The 19310-nt window shown below is 69.0% G+C and carries 20 protein-coding genes; 15 read left to right on the top strand and 5 right to left on the bottom strand.

Annotated elements, in window-relative coordinates; genetic code table 11:
- Window positions 1-28: 28 nt before the first annotated feature.
- Window positions 29-1891, top strand: a complete 1863-nt coding sequence (locus tag ACAM58_RS01375) for a phosphoenolpyruvate carboxykinase (GTP) (protein ID WP_369663930.1) — start codon at window positions 29-31, stop codon at window positions 1889-1891.
- Window positions 1892-1990: 99 nt separating this feature from the next.
- Here ACAM58_RS01375 and ACAM58_RS01370 read toward each other — a convergent pair whose 3' ends face one another.
- On the bottom strand, window positions 1991-2539 hold the full coding sequence (locus tag ACAM58_RS01370) for a hypothetical protein (RefSeq protein ID WP_018906658.1): 549 nt from the start codon (window positions 2537-2539) through the stop codon (window positions 1991-1993).
- 107 nt (window positions 2540-2646) lie between these two features.
- Here ACAM58_RS01370 and ACAM58_RS01365 point away from each other — a divergent pair, with 107 nt between their 5' ends.
- Window positions 2647-3627: a LysR family transcriptional regulator gene (locus ACAM58_RS01365; protein WP_012745310.1), complete on the top strand. Its 981-nt coding sequence runs from the start codon at window positions 2647-2649 to the stop codon at window positions 3625-3627.
- A 10-nt stretch (window positions 3628-3637) separates the two neighbouring features.
- On the opposite strand, the gene ACAM58_RS01360 is transcribed toward ACAM58_RS01365, so the two are convergent.
- Entirely contained in the window at window positions 3638-3811 is a 174-nt protein-coding gene (locus tag ACAM58_RS01360) for a hypothetical protein (protein WP_369663929.1), read from the bottom strand.
- 123 nt (window positions 3812-3934) lie between these two features.
- Here ACAM58_RS01360 and ACAM58_RS01355 point away from each other — a divergent pair, with 123 nt between their 5' ends.
- Complete coding sequence (locus tag ACAM58_RS01355) at window positions 3935-4741, top strand: metallophosphoesterase (RefSeq protein ID WP_369663928.1); 807 nt, start codon at window positions 3935-3937, stop codon at window positions 4739-4741.
- 18 nt (window positions 4742-4759) lie between these two features.
- Here ACAM58_RS01355 and ACAM58_RS01350 read toward each other — a convergent pair whose 3' ends face one another.
- A complete protein-coding gene (locus tag ACAM58_RS01350; protein WP_369663927.1) occupies window positions 4760-6343 on the bottom strand; it encodes a phospholipase D family protein in 1584 nt (527 codons plus the stop codon).
- A 78-nt stretch (window positions 6344-6421) separates the two neighbouring features.
- On the opposite strand from ACAM58_RS01350, the gene ACAM58_RS01345 reads away from it, so the two are divergent.
- From ACAM58_RS01345 to ACAM58_RS01315, 7 genes are all read left to right on the top strand, one after another.
- A complete protein-coding gene (locus tag ACAM58_RS01345; RefSeq protein WP_278879816.1) occupies window positions 6422-7651 on the top strand; it encodes a nucleoside recognition domain-containing protein in 1230 nt (409 codons plus the stop codon).
- A 106-nt stretch (window positions 7652-7757) separates the two neighbouring features.
- The gene (locus tag ACAM58_RS01340; protein WP_012745305.1) at window positions 7758-8267 is read left to right on the top strand and encodes a flavin reductase family protein; all 510 of its coding nucleotides are present in this window, start codon (window positions 7758-7760) and stop codon (window positions 8265-8267) included.
- A complete protein-coding gene (locus ACAM58_RS01335; protein WP_244883451.1) occupies window positions 8264-8767 on the top strand; it encodes a BON domain-containing protein in 504 nt (167 codons plus the stop codon). The genes ACAM58_RS01340 and ACAM58_RS01335 overlap by 4 nt, the downstream gene beginning before the upstream one ends.
- A gap of 22 nt (window positions 8768-8789) precedes the next feature.
- Window positions 8790-9689, top strand: coding sequence for a DMT family transporter (locus ACAM58_RS01330; RefSeq protein WP_012745303.1), 900 nt, complete (start codon window positions 8790-8792; stop codon window positions 9687-9689).
- Window positions 9686-10624 (top strand): glutaminase, encoded by a 939-nt coding sequence (locus ACAM58_RS01325; protein ID WP_369663926.1) that lies wholly within the window; start codon window positions 9686-9688, stop codon window positions 10622-10624. The genes ACAM58_RS01330 and ACAM58_RS01325 overlap by 4 nt, the downstream gene beginning before the upstream one ends.
- A 53-nt stretch (window positions 10625-10677) precedes the next feature.
- Window positions 10678-11178: a hypothetical protein gene (locus ACAM58_RS01320; protein ID WP_369663925.1), complete on the top strand. Its 501-nt coding sequence runs from the start codon at window positions 10678-10680 to the stop codon at window positions 11176-11178.
- A 164-nt stretch (window positions 11179-11342) separates the two neighbouring features.
- Window positions 11343-12377, top strand: coding sequence for an aliphatic amidase (locus ACAM58_RS01315; protein WP_369663924.1), 1035 nt, complete (start codon window positions 11343-11345; stop codon window positions 12375-12377).
- 2 nt (window positions 12378-12379) lie between these two features.
- Here ACAM58_RS01315 and ACAM58_RS01310 read toward each other — a convergent pair whose 3' ends face one another.
- Window positions 12380-13270: a LysR family transcriptional regulator gene (locus ACAM58_RS01310; RefSeq protein ID WP_369663923.1), complete on the bottom strand. Its 891-nt coding sequence runs from the start codon at window positions 13268-13270 to the stop codon at window positions 12380-12382.
- A gap of 90 nt (window positions 13271-13360) precedes the next feature.
- On the opposite strand from ACAM58_RS01310, the gene ACAM58_RS01305 reads away from it, so the two are divergent.
- Window positions 13361-13552, top strand: coding sequence for a DUF1127 domain-containing protein (locus ACAM58_RS01305; protein ID WP_018906665.1), 192 nt, complete (start codon window positions 13361-13363; stop codon window positions 13550-13552).
- Window positions 13553-13580: 28 nt separating this feature from the next.
- Window positions 13581-15263, top strand: coding sequence for a hypothetical protein (locus ACAM58_RS01300; RefSeq protein WP_369663922.1), 1683 nt, complete (start codon window positions 13581-13583; stop codon window positions 15261-15263).
- On the opposite strand, the gene ACAM58_RS01295 is transcribed toward ACAM58_RS01300, so the two are convergent.
- A complete protein-coding gene (locus ACAM58_RS01295; protein WP_369663921.1) occupies window positions 15264-16295 on the bottom strand; it encodes a LacI family DNA-binding transcriptional regulator in 1032 nt (343 codons plus the stop codon). It lies immediately after the preceding gene.
- A gap of 148 nt (window positions 16296-16443) precedes the next feature.
- On the opposite strand from ACAM58_RS01295, the gene ACAM58_RS01290 reads away from it, so the two are divergent.
- From ACAM58_RS01290 to ACAM58_RS01280, 3 genes are read left to right on the top strand one after another with little or no spacing between them, the layout of a single operon-like run.
- The gene (locus ACAM58_RS01290) at window positions 16444-17310 is read left to right on the top strand and encodes a dioxygenase (protein WP_369663920.1); all 867 of its coding nucleotides are present in this window, start codon (window positions 16444-16446) and stop codon (window positions 17308-17310) included.
- A 22-nt stretch (window positions 17311-17332) separates the two neighbouring features.
- Window positions 17333-18097: an SDR family NAD(P)-dependent oxidoreductase gene (locus tag ACAM58_RS01285; RefSeq protein WP_307593122.1), complete on the top strand. Its 765-nt coding sequence runs from the start codon at window positions 17333-17335 to the stop codon at window positions 18095-18097.
- Complete coding sequence (locus ACAM58_RS01280) at window positions 18094-18984, top strand: 3-keto-5-aminohexanoate cleavage protein (protein ID WP_369663919.1); 891 nt, start codon at window positions 18094-18096, stop codon at window positions 18982-18984. Before ACAM58_RS01285 ends, ACAM58_RS01280 begins: the two co-directional genes overlap by 4 nt.
- The last annotated feature ends 326 nt before the right edge of the window (window positions 18985-19310 follow it).

Raw genomic sequence — 19310 nt, 5'->3', positions numbered from 1 at the left:
ACGATTTTTTCAACTTAGGAGATTTCCGATGAACGCACCCACGATGCAGGGCCTCGCCATCCAGGCACCCTCGTACGTCAAGAACGCAAAACTGATTGCCTGGGTGGCCGACATGGCCGCGCTTTGCAAACCCCAGGCCATCCACTGGTGCGACGGCAGCAAGGAAGAGTACGACCGCCTCTGCCAGCAGCTGGTCGACGCGGGCACCTTCAAGAAGCTCAATCCGGCCAAGCGCCCCAACTCCTTCCTCGCGGTGTCCGACCCGAGCGACGTGGCGCGCGTCGAGGACCGCACCTTCATCTGCTCCGCAAAGAAGGAAAACGCCGGCCCCACCAACAACTGGATGGCCCCGGCCGAAATGCGCGCCACGCTGCAGCCGCTGTTCGACGGCTGCATGAAGGGCCGCACGATGTACGTGGTGCCGTTCAGCATGGGCCCGCTGGGCTCGCCGATTGCCCACATCGGCATCGAGCTTTCCGACAGCCCCTACGTGGCGGTCAACATGCGCATCATGACCCGCATGGGCAAGGCCGTGTACGAGGTGCTCGGCGCCGACGGCGAATTCGTGCCCTGCGTGCACACCGTGGGTGCGCCGCTGGAAGCGGGCCAGAAGGACGTGGCCTGGCCCTGCAACAAGACCAAGTACATCGTCCACTACCCCGAAACGCGCGAGATCTGGAGCTACGGCTCGGGCTACGGCGGCAATGCGCTGCTGGGCAAGAAGTGCTTCGCGCTGCGCATCGCCTCCAACATGGGCCGCGACGAAGGCTGGCTGGCCGAGCACATGCTCATCCTGGGCGTGACCAATCCCCAGGGCAAGAAATACCACGTGGCCGCAGCCTTCCCGAGCGCCTGCGGCAAGACCAACTTCTCGATGCTGGTGCCGCCGGCCGGCTTCGAGGGCTGGAAGGTCACGACCATCGGCGACGACATCGCCTGGATCAAGCCCGGCAAGGACGGCCGCCTCTACGCGATCAACCCCGAGGCGGGCTACTTCGGCGTGGCGCCCGGCACCAACATGCTGACCAATCCGAACTGCATGGACAGCCTGGACCATGACGTGATCTTCACCAACGTCGCGCTCACCGACGACGGCGACGTCTGGTGGGAGGGCATGGAGCAGGACACCGGCACGCTGCCCGCGCACCTGATCGACTGGCAGGGCAAGGACTGGACGCCGCAGATCGCCAAGGAAACCGGCGCCAAGGCCGCGCATCCGAATTCGCGCTTCACCGTGGCCGCCACCAACAACCCGGCGCTCGACGATGCCTGGGACGACCCGAAGGGCGTGGCCATCGACGCCTTCATCTTCGGCGGCCGCCGCTCGACCACCGTGCCGCTCGTGACCGAGGCCCGCAACTGGGTCGAAGGCGTCTACATGGCCGCCACCATGGGCTCCGAAACCACCGCCGCGGCCGCCGGCCAGCAGGGCGTGGTGCGCCGCGACCCGTTCGCGATGCTGCCGTTCACGGGCTACAACATGAGCGACTACTTCCAGCACTGGCTCGACCTGGGCAAGAAGCTCGAGGCCTCGGGCGCCAAGCTGCCGAAGATCTACACCACCAACTGGTTCCGCAAGGGTGCCGACGGCAAGTTCGCCTGGCCCGGCTACGGCGAGAACATGCGCGTTCTCAAGTGGATGATCGACCGCGTCGAAGGCACCGCCAAGGGCACCGAGCACATCACCGGCGTGAGCCCGCGCTACGAAGACCTCAACTGGAACGGCCTGGAATTCAGCGCCGAGCAGTTCGCCACCGTCACCAGCATGGACAAGGCCGCCTGGCAGGCCGAACTCAAGCTGCATGCCGAGCTGTTCCGGCAGCTGGCGCACCACCTGCCCAAGGAACTGCCGGAAACCAAGGCGGCCATCGAGCAGCGCCTGGCGGCCTGACGCCGGTCCCCAGGTCTTGTGCGGCCTGTCCGCACACGCAAAAAAGCCGCCCGGATGGGCGGCTTTTTCATGGGTCGGCCGGCGGCTGGCGCCGATCGATCAGTAGTAGCGCGAGCTGTTCATGCGGCGCATGGCTTCGTAGAGCGTCGGCATGCGCGCTTCGCTGGAGCGTGCGGCCACGCGGGCCAGTGCGTCCACCTTGGCGGCAGTGGCGACGGAAACCTTGCCTTCGGACTGCTCGCGCCAGGTGGCGGCTTGCAGTTCCTGCATCACGCGCGGGTCGTTCCTCGCGGTTTCCAGGAAGCGGGCGTCGGCGCGGGCCGAGGCACGGCGCTGGGCGGCTGCGTTCCAGGCGGCGCCCACGCGGGCCAGGGGAGCGCGCAGCGAGCCGGCGAACAGCGCGGCAATGCCGAAGGCGGCGGCGCAGAGCACGGCCCAGGCTGCGAGCAGCGCGCCTTCGTCCCAGTTGGAAACGAGCTTGTCGGCCACCACCATCACCGCCGCGGCAACGGCGACGATCAGCAGGGCGATCAGCGGACGCGAACCGTTCGCGCCGGCGCGTGCGGCCTTGAGCTGGCCGAACAGGATCTCGGCGCGCTGCACGCCGGGATGGACAGTGGGTTGGTCTACGTGGACAAAGCTGGTCATGATGAATCCCTCCGTGGGATGAATGGCGAGTGCCGATGGGGAGATATTAGGGTTTGCCCTAGTGTTTTGCCACTTTATCTTTCTGATGTTTATCATTCACATCACTGATGGACGTCAACTTCCGCACACTCGATCTCAACCTGCTTCGCGTCTTCGACGAAGTGATGGCGGAGCGCAACCTCACGCGCGCCGCGCGCAACCTGTCGATCACCCAGCCCGCGGTGAGCAATGCGCTGCGCCGCCTGCGCGAGGTGCTCGGCGACGAGCTGGTGCGCCGCTCCGGCGCGGGCGTGGAGCCCACGCCGCGCGCGCTGGCGCTCTGGCCCACGGTGCGCGACGCGCTGCGCCAGCTGCAGCACACGCTGGCGCCGGGCGAGTTCGACGCATCGACTGCCGACACCACTTTCCTGCTGGCCATGGCCGACGCCACCGCCGCCGAGCTCATTCCGGGGCTGGTCCAGATCGTGGAGAAGGAAGCGCCCGCTATCTCGCTGCGCGTACTGCCGCTGACCACCCGCGATCCGCGGCGGATGCTCGAGCAGGAGGAAGTCGACATGGCGATCGGCTACTTTCCGGCCGTGATCGCGAGCCTGGCGGCGCGCGGGCAGTCGGGCGTGGGCGTGGCCTTCGAGACCCAGCGGCTCTACCTGGGGCAGTACGTCTGCGTGATGCGGCGCGGCCATCCGCTGGCCAATGCGCCGCTCACACTGGACGACTATTGCGCCGCGCGGCATTTGCTCGTGAGTTTTTCGGGGCGCCCCTACGGCTTCATCGACCAGACGCTGGGCGCGCTGGGGCGCGAGCGGCGCATCGTGGTAACCGTGAACCAGTTCTTCACGGCCGGCCGGGTGGTGGCCAATTCGGACCTGCTCACCGTGCTGCCGCGCCATTTCGTGACCGTGACCGGCATCGACGAGCAGCTGGTGCTGCGCGACCTGCCCTTCGACCAGCCGATGGTGCACGTGGATGCCATCTGGCACCGGCGCGCGCAGCACGGGCATGCGCACGAGTGGCTGCGCACCGCGCTGCTGCGCTCCGCCGCGGCGGCTTTTGCGGATTCGGTCCTCGGGCAGAAGGTGCCCGGATGACCGGGGTTTTTCAGCGGATGACCGACAGCCAGGCGCTGGCGGCTGCGCGCAGTTCCTGCGCGTGGTGCGCGCCGCGGCCGGCGCGGACATCGGCGCTTTCCATCAGCGCGGCGGCGTGGCTGGCCGGGGCGCTGGCGGCGGAAGAACGGAAGAAACGGGCCACTTGGGCAATGAGGCTGAACATGACAGTGCGCGGCTCTTGGCTGCGCTGGAGTGGTTGATGTTCCAAGAATAGGGGTTATCCCTAGTATTGAAAGCCCCACTTCATGCGCTTTATGCATGGGCTGATTCCCCTAGACTGGTTCCAATGAAGCTGCAACTGCTGTCCGACCTGCACCTGGAGTCCCACCCCCGCTTCCACGCCGAGCCCGCGCCCGGCGCCGACATGCTGGTGCTGGCGGGCGACATCGGCTCCTACCAGGAAGGCTCGCGCCTGACCGATCCCGACTTCGGCCTGGGCCGCTTTTCGCCGCGCAACGGCTGGCCGGTGCCCGTGATGTACGTGCCGGGCAACCACGAGTACGACAACACCGATTTCGACCAGACCCACGAGCGCCTGCGCGCGCTGTGCCAGGAGCTGGGCATCCTCTGGCTGGAGCGGGAGACCCTGGTGATCGACGGCATCCGCTTTGTCGGCACCACGCTCTGGGCCGACTTCGATGCGCTGGTGGAGCCCACCGACGGCCTGGCCGACGCGCTCAAGAAGCGCGGCAAGGCAATGCGCGCGGCCGACTTCTATCTTGAGAAAGCCGCGACGGTGCGCCACGGCCAGCCCTTCATGGCCGGCGCCATGCGGGAGCAGGCGCTAGCCTGCCAGGCCTGGCTCGAACAGGCGCTGGCCGAGCCTTTCGACGGCACCACGGTCGCCATCACGCATTTCGCGCCCAGCCTTGCGAGCGCCGATCCGCGCTACGGCCTCACGCCCGGCACGGCCGGCTTCTGCAATTCGCTCGATGCGCTGCTGCCGCGCGCCCGGCTCTGGCTGCACGGCCACCTGCACTGCCCCTTCGACTACGTGAAGGACGGCTGCCGCGTGGTCGCCAACCCGCTCGGCTACAAGGGCAAGGGCGAACAGGAAGGCTTTCGGCCGGAGCTGCTGATCGAGGTGCCCTGAGCGCGCGTTACAGCGGCCCTACAGCAGCTCCTCGCCCACGATCGGCAGCAGCAGCCAGTTCTTGAAGCGCAGCCACAGAAACTCGCCGGGCTCGTCCTCGTGGACGATGTCGCCGCCGGCGTCGTCGTATTCGAGCCATTGCACGCGGCGGCCGCCCGGCGCGAGCCGCAGCCGGTAGCCCAGGCTCACGCGCTCGCCACTCATGAGCCTTTCGTAGTCGGCCACGAGCGCCGGGCTGTCGATCACGAGGCCCATTTCGGTGTTCACCGCGGCCGAGCGGCGGTCGAGGTTCATGGAGCCGACAAAGAAGCGCTCGCCATCGATCACCGCGAGCTTGGCATGCAGCCGGCTGATCGACTGGCCGAAATCGCCGAAGCGCCCCGAGCGCCCGGTGAGCCGGGGCGCGATTTCGTAGATGGTGACGCCGATCTTCAGCATGTCGGCGCGGTAGCGTTCGTAGCCCGCGTAGGCCAGCGGCTCATCGGTGGCGCCGAGCGAGTTGGTCACCACGGTGATGCGCCCGCCGCGCTCGATGGCCTGCTTCATCATCGCCATGCCGCGCGCGCCGGGAATGAAGTACGGCGAGCCGATCTTGACCTCGCGCTTGGCCGAATTGATGACGCCGAGCGCGCCGGCGGTCACGCTGCCCTCGTAGGCGGCCTCCGAGGTGCGCGTGATCTTCGCGGGGTCGTCCACGAACAGCGTGGACGTCGCCCATTGCAGCTCGAGCTTGCCGGTGGCGAGCTGCTCGCCCACGGGCGAATGGTCCAGCACGTCGCGCGGTCGAATGCGCACGTCGGGCAGCGCGGCGGCCGCAAGGGCGTCGAAGCGCTTGTGCGCCTCTTCGGCCGCCATGCGCTGCGGCACGATGCGCTCGATGGGCCAGGCATGCTCGCTGTTCCAGTAGCGGTCGAAGCCTTCGGACATCCGGCGCACCACCGGTCCGCAGGAGAGCACGTCCATGTCGATGAAGTTCGCCGCCGTGCCGCGCATGAAGTATTCATTGGCGATGTTGCGGCCGCCCGAGACGGCAAAGCTGTTGTCGGCCACCAGCAGCTTGTTGTGCATGCGGTGGTTGATGCGGCCGAAGTCGCCCAGCGAGAACAGCAGCCGCAGCGCGAACGAGTCGGCACGCGAAGGCAGCGGGTTGAACAGCCGCACCTCGATGTTGGGAAAAGCCGAGAGCGCGCTGAACACCTCGTCTTCGCCGGCGGTGTACAGATCGTCCACCAGCAGCCGCACCCGCACGCCGCGCGCGGCGGCCTCGCGCAGTTCGCGCAGCAGCAGCAGGCCGACGTCGTCGTTCTGGATCAGGTAGTACTGCACGTCGAGCGACTTCTCGGCATGCCGCGCAAGGGAAATGCGCGCGTCGAAGGCAAAGGCCGCCTCGGGCAGCAGCCGAAAGCCCGACAGCGATTCGGACTCCTGCGGCGCGCGCTGCCGCGCCAGCTGGCCGAGCGCAGTGTCCGCGACGTCGGTGATGGCCATGGCCGGCGCGCGAGGCTGCGGCGGCGGCAGGCCCGCACAGCCCGCCAGCCACGCCAGCGCCACGGCGGCCCAGACAAGGGCCGCGAGCCTGCGGATCGGGGAAGAGGCTGCCATGGCCCGCACTGTAGCCCGCGGGGCGGGCTCTGGCACAGCCCTATGATCGCCCTCACAAAAAAAGGAAAAAGGACACGCGTGCTCAACGGCTTGTGGCTGGGTTTCTTCGGGGTGGCGATGCTGGCGGCGCTCGGGCGCTGGCTGGTGGGCGGCGATGCGGCGGTCTTCGCGGCCATCGTCGAAAGCCTGTTCGCGATGGCGCGGCTCGCGGTCGAGGTGATGGTGCTGCTGTTCGGCACGCTCACGCTGTGGCTCGGCTTCCTGCGCATCGCGGAGGCCGCGGGGCTGGTGGGCTGGCTCGCGCGCCTGCTCGGCCCGCTCTTCAGGCGGCTCATGCCGGGCGTGCCCGCGGGACATCCGGCGCTGGGGCTCATCACGATGAACTTCGCGGCCAATGCGCTCGGGCTCGACAACGCGGCCACGCCCATCGGCCTCAAGGCCATGCGCGAGCTGCAGCGGCTCAACCCCGACCCGGTCACGGCCACCAACGCGCAGATCCTGTTCCTGGTGCTCAACGCGTCTTCGCTCACGCTGCTGCCCGTGACGATCTTCATGTACCGCGCGCAGCAGGGCGCGAGCGATCCGACGATGGTGTTCCTGCCGATCCTGCTGGCCACCAGCGCATCGACGCTGGTGGGCCTGCTCGCGGTGGCCGTGGCGCAGCGCCTGCGGCTGTGGGACCCGGTGGTGCTGGCCTACCTGGTGCCGGCCGCGCTGCTGCTGGGCGGCTTCATGGCGCTCTTGGGCACGCTCTCGGCGGCGGCGATTGCGTCGCTCTCATCGCTCATGGGCAACCTTGTGCTGTTCGGCGTGATCATCGTGTTCCTGCTGGCCGGCGCGATCCGGCGCATCAAGGTGTACGAATGTTTTATTGAGGGCGCGAAGGAAGGCTTCGACATCGCGAAGAACCTGCTGCCCTACCTGGTGGCAATGCTGTGCGCGGTCGGCGTGCTGCGCGCCTCGGGTGCGCTGGATTTCGTGCTCGGCGGCCTGCGCTGGCTGGTGAGCGCGGGCGGCTGGGATGCGCGCTTTGTCGACGCCATGCCCACCGCGCTGGTCAAGCCCTTCTCGGGCAGCGCCGCGCGCGCGATGCTGATCGAGACCATGAAGAGCCAGGGCGTGGACAGCTTCCCCGCGCTGGTGGCGGCCACCATCCAGGGCAGCACCGAAACCACCTTCTACGTGCTGGCGGTGTACTTCGGCGCGGTCGGCATCCAGCGCGCGCGGCATGCGGTTTCTTGCGCGCTCGCGGCCGAGCTGGCGGGCGTGGTGGCGGCGATTGCGGTGTGCTACTGGTTCTTCGGCTGAGCGCCGCGAAACCGGCCCTCGCGGGCGGGGCGATGCCACCCGGCCGAGCAGCGCGCCGTGCGCTGAGCCAAAATGGTCCTCCGCCGCCTAACGCACAGCCTCTTCCGTGACCACCTCCCGCCGGGCCAAGCCCCCTACTTTTTCGCCCGCAGAATTCCGCGAAGCGCTCGGCATGTTCGCCACCGGCGTGACCATCGTCACCGCGCGCTCGGCCGAGGGCGCGCTGGTCGGCCTCACGGCCAACTCGTTCAATTCGGTGTCGCTCGCGCCGCCGCTGGTGCTGTGGAGCCTGGCGCGCGCGGCCGGTTCGATGCCGGCGCTCAGCACCGGCTCGCACTACGCCATCAACATCCTGGCCGCCAACCAGAAGGGGCTGGCCGAGCGCTTCGCCACCAAGAACATCGACCGCTGGGCCGACGTGGCCTTCACCGAAGGCCTGGGCGGCGCGCCAGTGCTGGCCGGTGCGGCCGCGAGCTTCGAGTGCTTCAACCGCAGCCGCTACGACGAAGGCGACCACGTGATCTTCGTGGGCGAGGTGGAGCGCTGCACCCACAATGCCGGCGCCTCGCCGCTGCTGTTCCACGGCGGGCGCTTCTACACGGAACATCCCTTGTGAGCCGCGGCGCCGCGTTCATGTGCATGTCGCTGCTGCTGGTTGCGCAGAACGTGGCGGCGCAGGAGCCGGCCGCACCGCTCAAGCAGAACTGGTTCGACGATCCCTTCTTCCAGGTTTCCGCCGGCCTGCCCGCCTGCGCCATGCCCGAAGGCCCGTTCTACACCGCCGAGGAGCGCCGCGCCCAGACCCATTCGCGGCTGGAGCGCGGCACCAGCTGCTGGCTTGCCGGCCAATGCACCGACAGCAACGCCTACCGCTACGACAAGCCGCTCGCGCCCAAGGTGCGCGCCGCGCTCTCGGCCGTGCCGGGCGTGCAGAAGGCGAGCGTGTGGGTGATGATCCAGCGGCGCTGGGTCTACCTGCAAGGCTGCGTGCCCTCGGCCGCGGTGGCCAGGAAGCTCGAACGCGCCGCGCGCGCAGTGCCCGATGTCGAGACCGTGGTGACCGACCTGATGGTCGGCACGCGGGGCAAGCCGCCGTATCCGGTGGCCGGCCGGTGAACGAACAACAACAACGCGACGAATGATCCAGCGCAAGACCCATCTCGACTCCCTCGCCATCGGCCTCCTGATCGCATGCTGCGCGTTCTGGGGCCTGCAGCAGATCCTCATCAAGACCACCGTCGCCGAAGTGCCGCCGCTCTGGCAGGCCTCGGTGCGCATGGCGGGCGCCGTGGCGCTGCTGTGGCTCTGGTGCCTGTGGCGCCGCGTGCCGCTGTTCGAGCGCGACGGCACGCTGCCGGGCGGGCTGCTCGTGGGCCTGTTGTTCGCGGGCGAGTTCGCCTGCATCTACCTGGGGCTGCAGCACACCTCGGCTTCCAGGCTCACGGTGTTTCTCTACACCGCGCCGTTCTGGGTCTCGCTGCTGCTGCCGCGCTGGGTGCCGGCCGAGCGGCTGCGCGGCCTGCAGTGGCTGGGGCTGGGCATCGCCTTTGCGGCGGTGCTGTTCGCGTTCAGCGAAGGCTTCGGACACTCGAGCTCGGGCCAGCTGCTCGGCGATGCGATGGCGATCGTCGGCGGCATGCTCTGGGGCCTGACCACGCTGGCGCTGCGCACCACGCGGCTTGCCACCGCGAGCGCCGAGAAGGCCCTGTTCTACCAGGTGGCCGTGACCGCGGCCGTGTGTCCGCTGCTGTCGCTGGCGCTCGGCGAAAGCTGGGGCTTCTCGTATTCGGCCTGGGCTTGGACCTCGATCGGCCTGCAGACCGTGATCGGCGCCTTCGCGAGCTATCTCACCTGGATGTGGCTGCTGAGGCACTACCCCGCCACGCAGATGTCGTCGTTCAGCTTTTTGACGCCGCTGTTCGCGCTGGTGTTCGGCGTGGTGCTGCTCGGCGAACCGCTCACGCTGCAGCTGATGCTGGCGCTGGCAGGCGTGGGCCTGGGCATCGTGATGGTCAACCGGCGAAAGGCACGGGCATGAAGGACGCGGACTTCCAGCCGGTGCTCGACGACATCGTCGCCACCCTGCGGCCGCTGCTGGGCACCGCCGGCACGGTGGCCAGCTACATCCCGGCGCTGGCCTGCATCGATGCGCGCCAGCTCGGCGTTGCGCTGCGCACCTGCGACGGCGCCGAGGCCTTCGCGGGCGATGCCGAAACGCCGTTCTCGATCCAGAGCGTGTCCAAGCTCTTCACGCTGACGCTGGCCATGCAGCGCATGGGCGACGCGCTGTGGGAGCGCATCGGCCGCGAGCCTTCGGGCAACCCCTTCAACTCGCTGGTGCAGCTGGAGAACGAGCAGGGCAAGCCGCGCAATCCCTTCATCAATGCGGGCGCCATCGCCGTGGCCGACCGGCTCGTGAGCCAGGCATTGCAGGCCGGCGGCAGCGCCAAGGCCGACATCCTTGCGCTGATGGGGAGCCTGTGCGGCGAGCCGATTGCGTTCGACGACGAAGTGGCGCGCTCCGAGGCCGCGACCGGCTTTCGCAACATCGCGCTCGCCAACTTCATGAAGAGCTTCGGCAAGATCGACAACGACGTGGCCGTGGTGCTCGACACCTACTTCCACCAGTGCGCGCTGCGCATGAGCTGCCGCCAGCTCGCGCGCGCGGCGGCCTTCCTGTGCCGCGACGGCGCGCATCCGATCGACGGCCAGGCCGAGGTGACCGGCGAGCGCCAGACGCGCCGCATCAACGCGCTGATGCTCACCTGCGGCACCTACGACGCCGCGGGCGACGTGGCGTTCTCGATCGGCCTGCCCTGCAAGAGCGGCGTGGGCGGCGGTATCGTGGCCGTGGTGCCCGACCGGCTCACGCTGTGCGTGTGGTCGCCCGCGCTGGATGCGACGGGCAACTCGCTGCTCGGCATGAAGGCGCTCGAACTGTTCGTGGCGCGGACCGGGCTGTCGGTGTTCTGAGCGGCGCGTGCAGCGCAGGCGAAAATGGGCCACGCACGAACCCGAGCATCCGAATGACCGAAGCCACAGACTCCACCGACTCCGACACCCTCCCCCTGCAGGAACCCCGCCTCTGGCGCGACGGCCAATGGACCGCCCGCGTCATCAAGAACGAGGAAGACGACGGCTGGGCCGTCGAGATGACGCGCCACGGCGACCCCGAGCCGGCGCTGGTCGGCCCCTGGACCATGGGCCGCGACAAGAAGAACCCGAAGCCGCTCGACGGACCCGCCTTCTCCACGCTGGTGAAGACCGCCGCCGAGGTGATCCGCCGCCACGAGCAGCAGCTGCACGCCACGCTCAACAAGAGCGTGACGGTGACGGCGCAGGGCGGCCGGCGCATTCGTGTGTCGCTCGCCATCGTGCCCGACGAGGACAACCCCTCGGCCACGCTCACCGCCTACGACGATGCTGACGACTCGGAACTCGCCAGCGTCAATGTCTCGCCCGCCTTCCGGCTCACGGCAAGCAGCGTCGCCGCCTGGATCGAATCCGATTACGCGCGGCCGCGCTGAGCGCGCATTCGCAATCAGCGAAATGACGTATGTGCAGCTCGCGCTGAGTTGAGAACAATCGGCTTCGACGACACCCGCCGCTGCCCCCAGGAACAAGCCCGAACCGGTCGACCACCGGCTCGGGCTTTCTTGTTTTTTCTCAACCACCCTCCAGGAGCAGCGTCATGAGACATGGTGATATTTCGAGCAGCAGTGATTGCGTGGGCGTCGCGGTCGTCAACTACAAGATGCCCCGCCTGCACACCAAGGCCGAGGTGCTCGACAACGCGCGCAAGATCGGCGAGATGCTGGTCGGCATGAAGAAGGGCCTGCCGGGCATGGACCTGGTGATCTTTCCCGAATACTCCACGCACGGGATCATGTACGACGCCAAGGAGATGTATGACACCGCCGCCACCGTGCCCGGCGAGGAGACCGCCATCTTTGCCGACGCCTGCCGCCGCGCCAACGTGTGGGGCGTGTTCTCGCTGACCGGCGAGCGCCACGAGGCGCATCCCGACAAGGCGCCCTACAACACGCTGATCCTCATGAACAACCAGGGCGAGATCGTGCAGAAGTACCGCAAGATCATGCCGTGGGTGCCCATCGAGGGCTGGTACCCGGGCGACCGCACCTATGTGAGCGATGGCCCCAAGGGCATGAAGATCAGCCTGATCGTCTGCGACGACGGCAACTACCCCGAGATCTGGCGCGACTGCGCGATGCGCGGCGCCGAGCTGATCATCCGCTGCCAGGGCTACATGTACCCGGCCAAGGAGCAGCAGATCCTGGTGTCCAAGGCCATGGCCTTCATGAACAACACTTACGTGGCGGTGGCCAATGCGGCGGGCTTCGACGGCGTGTACTCGTACTTCGGGCACTCGGCCATCATTGGCTTCGACGGCCGCACGCTCGGCGAATGCGGCGAGGAGGAAATGGGCATCAACTACGCCGAACTCTCGATGGGCCTGATCCGCGATGCGCGCAGGAACGGCCAGTCGCAGAACCACCTGTTCAAGCTGATGCACCGCGGCTACACCGGCGTCATCCATTCGGGCGACGGCGACAAGGGCGTGGCGGCCTGCCCGTTCGACTTCTACAAGCAGTGGATCAACGACCCCGAGGGCGCGCGCGAGCAGGTGGAGTCGTTCACGCGCAGCACCATCGGCACGGCGGAATGCCCGATCGAGGGCCTGCCGAACGAAGCTGCCCGCAGCTGAAATCAGACCTGGCGAAAGGCCGTCAGCACCTGCAGCACGCTTTGCGTGGCGCCATCGAGCAGGGCGCGCTGGCGGTGCGCAATGCCCAAGCGGCGCGTGAGCCTGGGCGTGATCGGCAGGACCTGCATGCGCTCGTTCAGCGCCGCATCGGTGGTCTGCTGCAGCGGCAGCAGTGCGGCGCCGTAGCCGGCCGCCACCAGGCTGCGGATCGCGGCGTCGTAGTTGAGCTCGATGCGCGCACGCGGCGCGAAGCCGGCCGCGGCGAACCACTCCATCGAGAGCCGGTACATGTGGGTGGTGGCGTCGTTGAAGATCAGCGGCTGCGCGGCCAGCCAGGCCGGCGTGACGCGCCTGGGCGCCTTCCAGCGCTGCGGCACGAAGGCCATCATGGCCTGGTCGCACCAGGGCGTGACGACCAGTTCGCGCAGCGGCGGCTGCGGCATGGCGACCAGCCCGATGTCGAGCGTGCCGGCGGCCAGCCGCGCCATTGCCTCGTACGAGCCCAGGATGCTGACCTCCACGTCGATGCCCGCATGCCGGGCGCCGAGTGCTTCGAGCACCTGCGGCAGCAGGTCGACCACCACGCCGGTGGAAGTGCCGAGCCGCACGCGGCCCGTGCGGCCTTCGGCCTGGCGCTTGACGGCCTCGACGGCATCGTCGGTGTCGCGCAGCAGCTTGCGCCCGCGCTCGACCAGCGCCGCGCCGGCCGCCGTGGGCGTGACGCGGCGATTGCCGCGCACCACCAGCTGCGCATCGAGGCGCGATTCGAGTTCGCTGATGTGCAGGCTCACCGTGGGCTGCGCAAGGTGCAGCGCCTTGGCCGCCGCCGAGAAGGTGCCGAGATCGGCGATGGCGATGAGCGTGCGGAGTTGGTCGAGGTTGAGCTGTCGCATCAGGAATGCTGATTGAAGGTGTCAGAAATCTCAACTTCCACAATAGCACGCACCGCCGCAAGATGAGCGCTCCCCACAAGGAGACCCATCGTGACAGCGCCGACGCACTCGCCCTTTCATCAACGCCTGATGCACGCCCTGCGCAGCTGGCGCCGCCGCGCCGCCGAGCGCCGCCGCGCCCACATGGATGCGCGGCACCTGGCCGGCATGAGCGAGCACGAGTTGCGCGACCTGGGCATCGGCCGCAGCGAGGTGGCCGGATTGCTCGACCGGCATCGCTGACCACCGGATTTGAGGTTCAATCCGGGGCGTGCCCCAAACCGCCGCCCCCACCCCGCTTTCCATCGAACTCACCTCGCCGCAATCGGTCAACGGCCAGCGCGCGGCGTTCCAGTCGCTTTGGCTGCTCGCACGCATGAAGCACGCGCACGATGCCGAAGGCGGCCTCGTGCGGCTGGCCGACCTGCGCGGCGAAGTCTCCGATGCGAGCACGCTGCGCATGGTCGTGAGCCGCGCGTTCCGCGACTTCAAGGCCTGGCACATCGAGGTCGGCTGGGGCGAGGACACGCAGCGCGAGCCGCGCTTCCTGAACGCCGAGCGGCGCAGCCAGGGGCCGTTCTGGCTGCCGCCCGCCGAAGCGAAGCGCGTGCGCATGCTGGTGGGCGGCCGCGCGGCGACGCCCGCCGAGGTGGCTTCCTTCCTGGGGCTGCGCTCGCGCAGGGCCCGCGCGGCCGCGACCGGTTCGCCGCCGCCCGATGCGGTGCACCTGCAGGACGCCGCGTTCTGGAAGCAGCTGGTGGCCTCGCAGCAGGCGGCGCGGCAAGGCCGGCTGATGGCGCCGGTGGCGGGCGGCAGCACGGCCGGATCGCCGGCCAAGTCGCCGCCCAGTGCGCTGGAGTCGATCCGCCTGGCCGGCACGCTGGCCGCCACGGACTTCCAGCGCGCGCTGGTCACGCTCAACGAGGCCATGCTGTGGCGCCGCCTCGGCGACAACGAGCAGGCGCGCCGCCGCCTGCAGGCCCTCAAGAAGCAGCGCCTGGCCCACCACGTGGCAGGCAACGACTATTTGGGCGCGATGGAATGCATCGTCTCGGCCTGGTGCGCCTACACCGCACGCGACCTGCCGCTCGCGCAGTCGCTGCTGGGCGGCATGGCGAATGATGCGGCGCGCAGCCTGGTGCTGCGGCACCACCCCGACGTGCGCTTCGAGTGGTGCAACCTGTGGGCGCTGGTGTGCCGCTCGCGCGCGCTGGGGCTCTCCGCCGACGACAAGCCAGCCGCCGCAGCGCTCGCCGAAGAGTCGCTGCAGCGCTTCGGCGAAGCGCTGGCCGCGGCCTTCGAGTCGCACTCCTTCGACGCCGCGCAGCACGTGGCCGCCAACATGGGCATGGCCGCGTGGCTGTTCGACCGCGTGGGCCTGTCCGACCTGCCGGCGCTCGCGCACGACGGCCATGCCGACACCACGCGCCGCGCAGTGCAGTGGATCGCCTTCAGCGAATGGCTCTGCGGCCACACCGACGGCCAGGGCCGCTCGGCCTGGAACGCGATCTACCTGATGCGCATCGCGCGCGGCCACTGCCGGCCCGAGCCGCAGCCCACGCTCGCGCAGTTCCGCGCGCAGAAGCCGCTCGACCCGGCCGCGATCTCGCAGCTCGCCGGACCGCTCGCGGATGCCTTCGACACCGCGCATTGGCCCGCGCGCTGGGTCGGGGTGGCACAGGCGCGGCTGGCCGACCACCAGGCCGGCCGGCGCCGCTACCCCGGCCTGCAGCATTGCAGCCTGCTGTTCGAGCACGCCTGGTATGCGGCGCATGCGGGCGACCTGAAGGCGGCCGAGCAGTCGCTGGCGTCATTGCGCGAAGCCTTGCCGCAGCTGGTGCCGAGCGACCGCGCCTACTTCACCGAATCGTGGAACGACACGCTGCCGGCCGAGCTGGTGCTCGAAGCGAAGCCGCCGCGGCGGCCGGCGGCGCGCAAGACATCCACGCGCTGATCAGCGCACGGAAGGCGCGCCGGTCGACTTGCGCACCACGAGCTCGGGCCGCAGCACCACGGTCGATGCCGACATCGCGCGGCCGTCGATCTCCTCGAACAGCATCTCGGCCGCGCGCCAGCCGAGCTCGCGGTGCGGCAAGCGGATGGTGGTGAGCGGCGGGTCGACCATGTCGACCAGCGGCATGTCGTTGTGGCCGGTGACCGAGATGTCCTTCGGCACGCGCAGGCCGGCCTGGCGCAGCGCGTCGTAGGCGCCCAGCGCCACGAGGTCGTTGCAGCACACCACGGCCTGCGGCGGGGGGCCGGCCTCGAGCATCTGCCGCATGGCGGCCGCGCCGGCCTCGCGGCTGTAGCTCTCGCACTCGACCACGCGCAGCGGCTTCATGCGGTGGTCGCGCAGCGCCTGCTCCAGGCCCAGGCGCCGGCCCACGCCGGTGGGAATGTTCTGCGGCCCGGCCAGGTGCGCGATGCGCTTGTGGCCCAGGCCCACGAGGTGGTCGACCGCGAGCTTCATTGCGAGCCGGTCGTCGCTCACCACGGCGGGCAGGCGGCCCGTTTCATCGGCGCGGTTGACCAGCACCGCCGTCATGCCGGCCTTGGCGACGAAGTCGACCAGCGGATCGTCGCGCGTGGCGGTGGCCAGGATCACGCCGTCGACGCGCTGCGCGAGCATGCGCTCGAGCACCGGCCGCGCGAGCGCAGGGTCGACCACGTTGGTCACGAACACGAAGTAGCCGCGCGCCGCCGCGCTGGCCTCGATGCCCTGCAGGATCGGCGGGAACACCGCGTTCGTGATGTCGGGTACCAGCACGCCGATGGTGTGGGTGCGGCCCGTGCGCAGCGCCGAGGCCGCGCGGTTGGGCCGGTAGCCCAGGCGCTGCGCGGCCTCCTCCACCACGCGCAGCACCTCGTCGCTGATCAGCGAGCGCTTCTCGGGGCTGAGCGCGCGCGAGACGGTCGACACATGCACGCCGGCCGCGCGGGCAACGTCGCGGATGGTCACGGGGGGAGAAGGCGGGCTGGTGCTCATGGACTGATTGGTGCAAACGATTGTCGCTTGTGCGGAGCGCTGGAACGGCTTTCCGGCATTCCCAGGTTCGCCAACAGGGTCATTTTACTTTCTGCCGGTTTGGACTAAGATCATGCAAACGATTGCACAAACATCCGACGAGACTCCCATGAACATCGCCACCTCCCCCGACTCGGTGCTGGGCTTCGCGCTCCAGGCCATGGAGCGCACGCCCGATGCGCGCCTTCGCACCGTGATGAACGCGCTCACGCGCCACCTGCATGCCTTCGTCCAGGAGGTGAAGCTGAGCGAGGAGGAGTTCGAGCAGGCGCTCGAATTCATCGTCGCCATCGGCCAGGCCACGGGCGAGAAGAAGAACGAGGTGGTGCTGGCGGCCGACATCCTCGGCATCTCCACCGTGGTGGCGCTGCAGAACAACCAGGACCCGCACGGCGAATCGCCGGCCGCGCTGCTCGGCCCGTTCTGGCGCGCGAATTCGCCGGCCTGCGCGCTGGGCGACAGCATCGCGCGCTCGGGCACGCCGGGCCTGCCGCTCGCGGTGGCGGGCACGGTGCGCAATGCGCGGGGCGAGCCGATCGCCGGCGCCACGGTCGACGTGTGGCAGGCCTCGCCCATCGGCCTGTACGAAAACCAGGACCCGGCGCAGGAAGACATGAACCTGCGCGGCCGCTTCACCACCGATGCGCAAGGGCGCTTCCACTTCCGCAGCGTGCGGCCGGCCGGCTATCCGGTGCCGACCGACGGGCCCTGCGGCGTGCTGCTGCGCGCGCAGCAGCGCCACCCCAACCGGCCCGCGCACCTGCACTTCATGGTGAGCAAGCCGGGCCACAAGGTGCTGGTCACGCAGGTGTTCGCCGATGACGACCAGAACCTCGAGAGCGACCCGACCTTCGGCGTGACGCAGCGGCTGATCGGCTGCTTCGCGCTGGCGCCCGACGGCCGGAGCGCCACGCTGCAGTACGACTTCCAGCTCGAACCGGGCGAGATGAAGTTTCCGCGTCCACCCATTCCCTGAACCCACGCTTGCATCCCACTCCATGAGCTTCGATCCTGTTTCCCGACTCGACGGCAAGGTCGCCGTCATCACTGGCGGCCTTGGCGCCATCGGCTATGCGACGGCGGTGCGCCTTGCAACGCTCGGCGCCACCTGCGTGCTGCTGCACCGCAAGGGCGACGATGCGGCTGCACGCGCGGCCGCCCTGCCCTCTGCCAGCGGACAGCGCCACGCGGCGATCCGCGCCGACATCGTCGACACGCCGAGCCTGCAGGCCGCGGCCGCCGAGGTGAAGGCCGCGCATGGGCGCTGCGACATCCTCGTCAACAGCGCCGGGCACACGCAGCCCGTTCCGGCGGGCGACCTCGATGCGCTGACCGACGAGCTCATCGACGACATCGTGCGCGCCAACTTCCGCGGCGTGTTCGCGACCATCCGCGCTTTCGCACCGATGCTGAAGGACAGCGGCGACGGGCTCGTTGCCAACATCTCGTCGATCGCCGGCTTCACGGGCGTGGGCAGCAACCTCGCGTATGTCGCGGCCAAGGCCGGGCTCGACGTGGTGGGCGATGCACTGGCCAAGGCGCTGGCGCCGGCGGTGCGCGTGGTGTCCGTCTCGCCGGGCGCGGTCGAATCGGGCTTCGTGCCAGGCCGCGGCGCCGAGTTCGCGAGCAAGATGGCGAGCACCACGCCGCTCGGACGCATCGGCAAGCCCGACGACGTGGCCGCCGCGGTGGAGGCGCTCGCAACGACGATGCGCTTCGTCACCGGCACGCGCATCGTGGTCGATGGAGGGCGCCACCTGTGAGCACCGCCAAGACCCTCATCACCTGCGCCGTCACGGGCAACCTCGTGAAGCCCGAGCAGACGCCGCACCTGCCGATCACGCCGGTGCAGATTGCCGACGAATGCCTGGCCGCGGCCGAGGCCGGCGCGGCGCAGGTGCACATCCATGTGCGCCATCCCGAAACCGGCAAGCCGTCGATGGAGGTCGATCTCTACCGCGAGGTGGTCGACCGCATCCGGCGCAGCAATCGCGAGCTGGTCATCAACCTCACGACCGGCCCGGGCGGACGCTTCATTCCGAGCGAGGGCGATCCGAAGATCGCCGCGCCCGGCACCACGCTGCTGCCGCCCGAGAAGCGCGTGGAGCACATCGCGCTGATCAGGCCCGACGTGTGCTCGCTCGATCTCAACACCATGAACTCGGGCCCCGACGTGGTGATGAACACGCCGAAGAACGTGCGCCGCATGGCCAGGGTGATCCGCGAGGCGGGCGTGAAGCCCGAACTGGAGATCTTCGATTCGGGCGACATCAACCTTGCGCTCGACCTCATCGCCGACGGCACGCTCGACGGCCCCGCGATGTGGACCTTCGTCCTCGGCGTGAAGTACGGCTTCGCGCCCACGCCCGAGACGCTGCTCTACGCCCGCAACATGCTGCCGCGCGCCGCGTTCTGGAGCGCCTTCGGCATCGGCCGCATGGAGTTCCCGATCGTTGCGCAGGCATGGCTGCTCGGCGGCCATGTGCGTGTGGGCATGGAGGACAACATCTACCTGGAGAAAGGCGTGCTGGCCGAGAGCAATGCGCAACTGGTGGCGAAGGCGCGCGACATCCTGCTGAGCCTTGGGGGCGAGGTTGCCAATCCGCGGGAGGCGCGCGCGATGCTGGGCTTGCCTGGTGGGGGGAGCTGACTTGAGAACTTTTTCCATTCAGAGCGTTGTGGGGCATTCAGGGCGCGCTCCCGCCGACGGGGTACCTTGCTCCGCGAATGTCCTCCGGCCTTCGGCCTCCCCCTTGATTTCGCTGCGCAAGGCACCCCATCGACGGGAGCGTTGGACAGAGCGGTCGTTGATCGGCGATGCACCAGCGGCGTGCCCAGGTGCACAGAGCATCGGGTGCTCCCCGCAGCGAAATCAAGGAGGAGGCCGCAGGCCGGGGGACATTCGCGGAGGGGAGTACCCGGTGATCTGTGCACACGCCCTGAACAACAGCGCCCCGAATAACAGCGCCAAGAACA

This window comes from Variovorax sp. V116 (assembly GCF_041154435.1).
GTDB classification, from domain to species: Bacteria; Pseudomonadota; Gammaproteobacteria; order Burkholderiales; family Burkholderiaceae_C; genus Variovorax; species Variovorax paradoxus.
Note: the sequence above shows the minus strand (reverse complement) of the source record. Positions and strands in the feature narration are given on the sequence as shown.

What these genes read in the sequence shown, in the direction of transcription:
- ACAM58_RS01375 (WP_369663930.1), top strand. Translation starts at nt 29, where the DNA reads ATGAACGCACCCACGATGCAGGGCCTCGCCATCCAGGCACCCTCGTAC.
- ACAM58_RS01370 (WP_018906658.1), bottom strand. Translation starts at nt 2,539, where the DNA reads ATGACCAGCTTTGTCCACGTAGACCAACCCACTGTCCATCCCGGCGTG.
- ACAM58_RS01365 (WP_012745310.1), top strand. Translation starts at nt 2,647, where the DNA reads ATGGACGTCAACTTCCGCACACTCGATCTCAACCTGCTTCGCGTCTTC.
- ACAM58_RS01360 (WP_369663929.1), bottom strand. Translation starts at nt 3,811, where the DNA reads ATGTTCAGCCTCATTGCCCAAGTGGCCCGTTTCTTCCGTTCTTCCGCC.
- ACAM58_RS01355 (WP_369663928.1), top strand. Translation starts at nt 3,935, where the DNA reads ATGAAGCTGCAACTGCTGTCCGACCTGCACCTGGAGTCCCACCCCCGC.
- ACAM58_RS01350 (WP_369663927.1), bottom strand. Translation starts at nt 6,343, where the DNA reads ATGGCAGCCTCTTCCCCGATCCGCAGGCTCGCGGCCCTTGTCTGGGCC.
- ACAM58_RS01330 (WP_012745303.1), top strand. Translation starts at nt 8,790, where the DNA reads ATGATCCAGCGCAAGACCCATCTCGACTCCCTCGCCATCGGCCTCCTG.
- ACAM58_RS01325 (WP_369663926.1), top strand. Translation starts at nt 9,686, where the DNA reads ATGAAGGACGCGGACTTCCAGCCGGTGCTCGACGACATCGTCGCCACC.
- ACAM58_RS01320 (WP_369663925.1), top strand. Translation starts at nt 10,678, where the DNA reads ATGACCGAAGCCACAGACTCCACCGACTCCGACACCCTCCCCCTGCAG.
- ACAM58_RS01315 (WP_369663924.1), top strand. Translation starts at nt 11,343, where the DNA reads ATGAGACATGGTGATATTTCGAGCAGCAGTGATTGCGTGGGCGTCGCG.
- ACAM58_RS01310 (WP_369663923.1), bottom strand. Translation starts at nt 13,270, where the DNA reads ATGCGACAGCTCAACCTCGACCAACTCCGCACGCTCATCGCCATCGCC.
- ACAM58_RS01295 (WP_369663921.1), bottom strand. Translation starts at nt 16,295, where the DNA reads ATGAGCACCAGCCCGCCTTCTCCCCCCGTGACCATCCGCGACGTTGCC.
- ACAM58_RS01290 (WP_369663920.1), top strand. Translation starts at nt 16,444, where the DNA reads ATGAACATCGCCACCTCCCCCGACTCGGTGCTGGGCTTCGCGCTCCAG.
- ACAM58_RS01285 (WP_307593122.1), top strand. Translation starts at nt 17,333, where the DNA reads ATGAGCTTCGATCCTGTTTCCCGACTCGACGGCAAGGTCGCCGTCATC.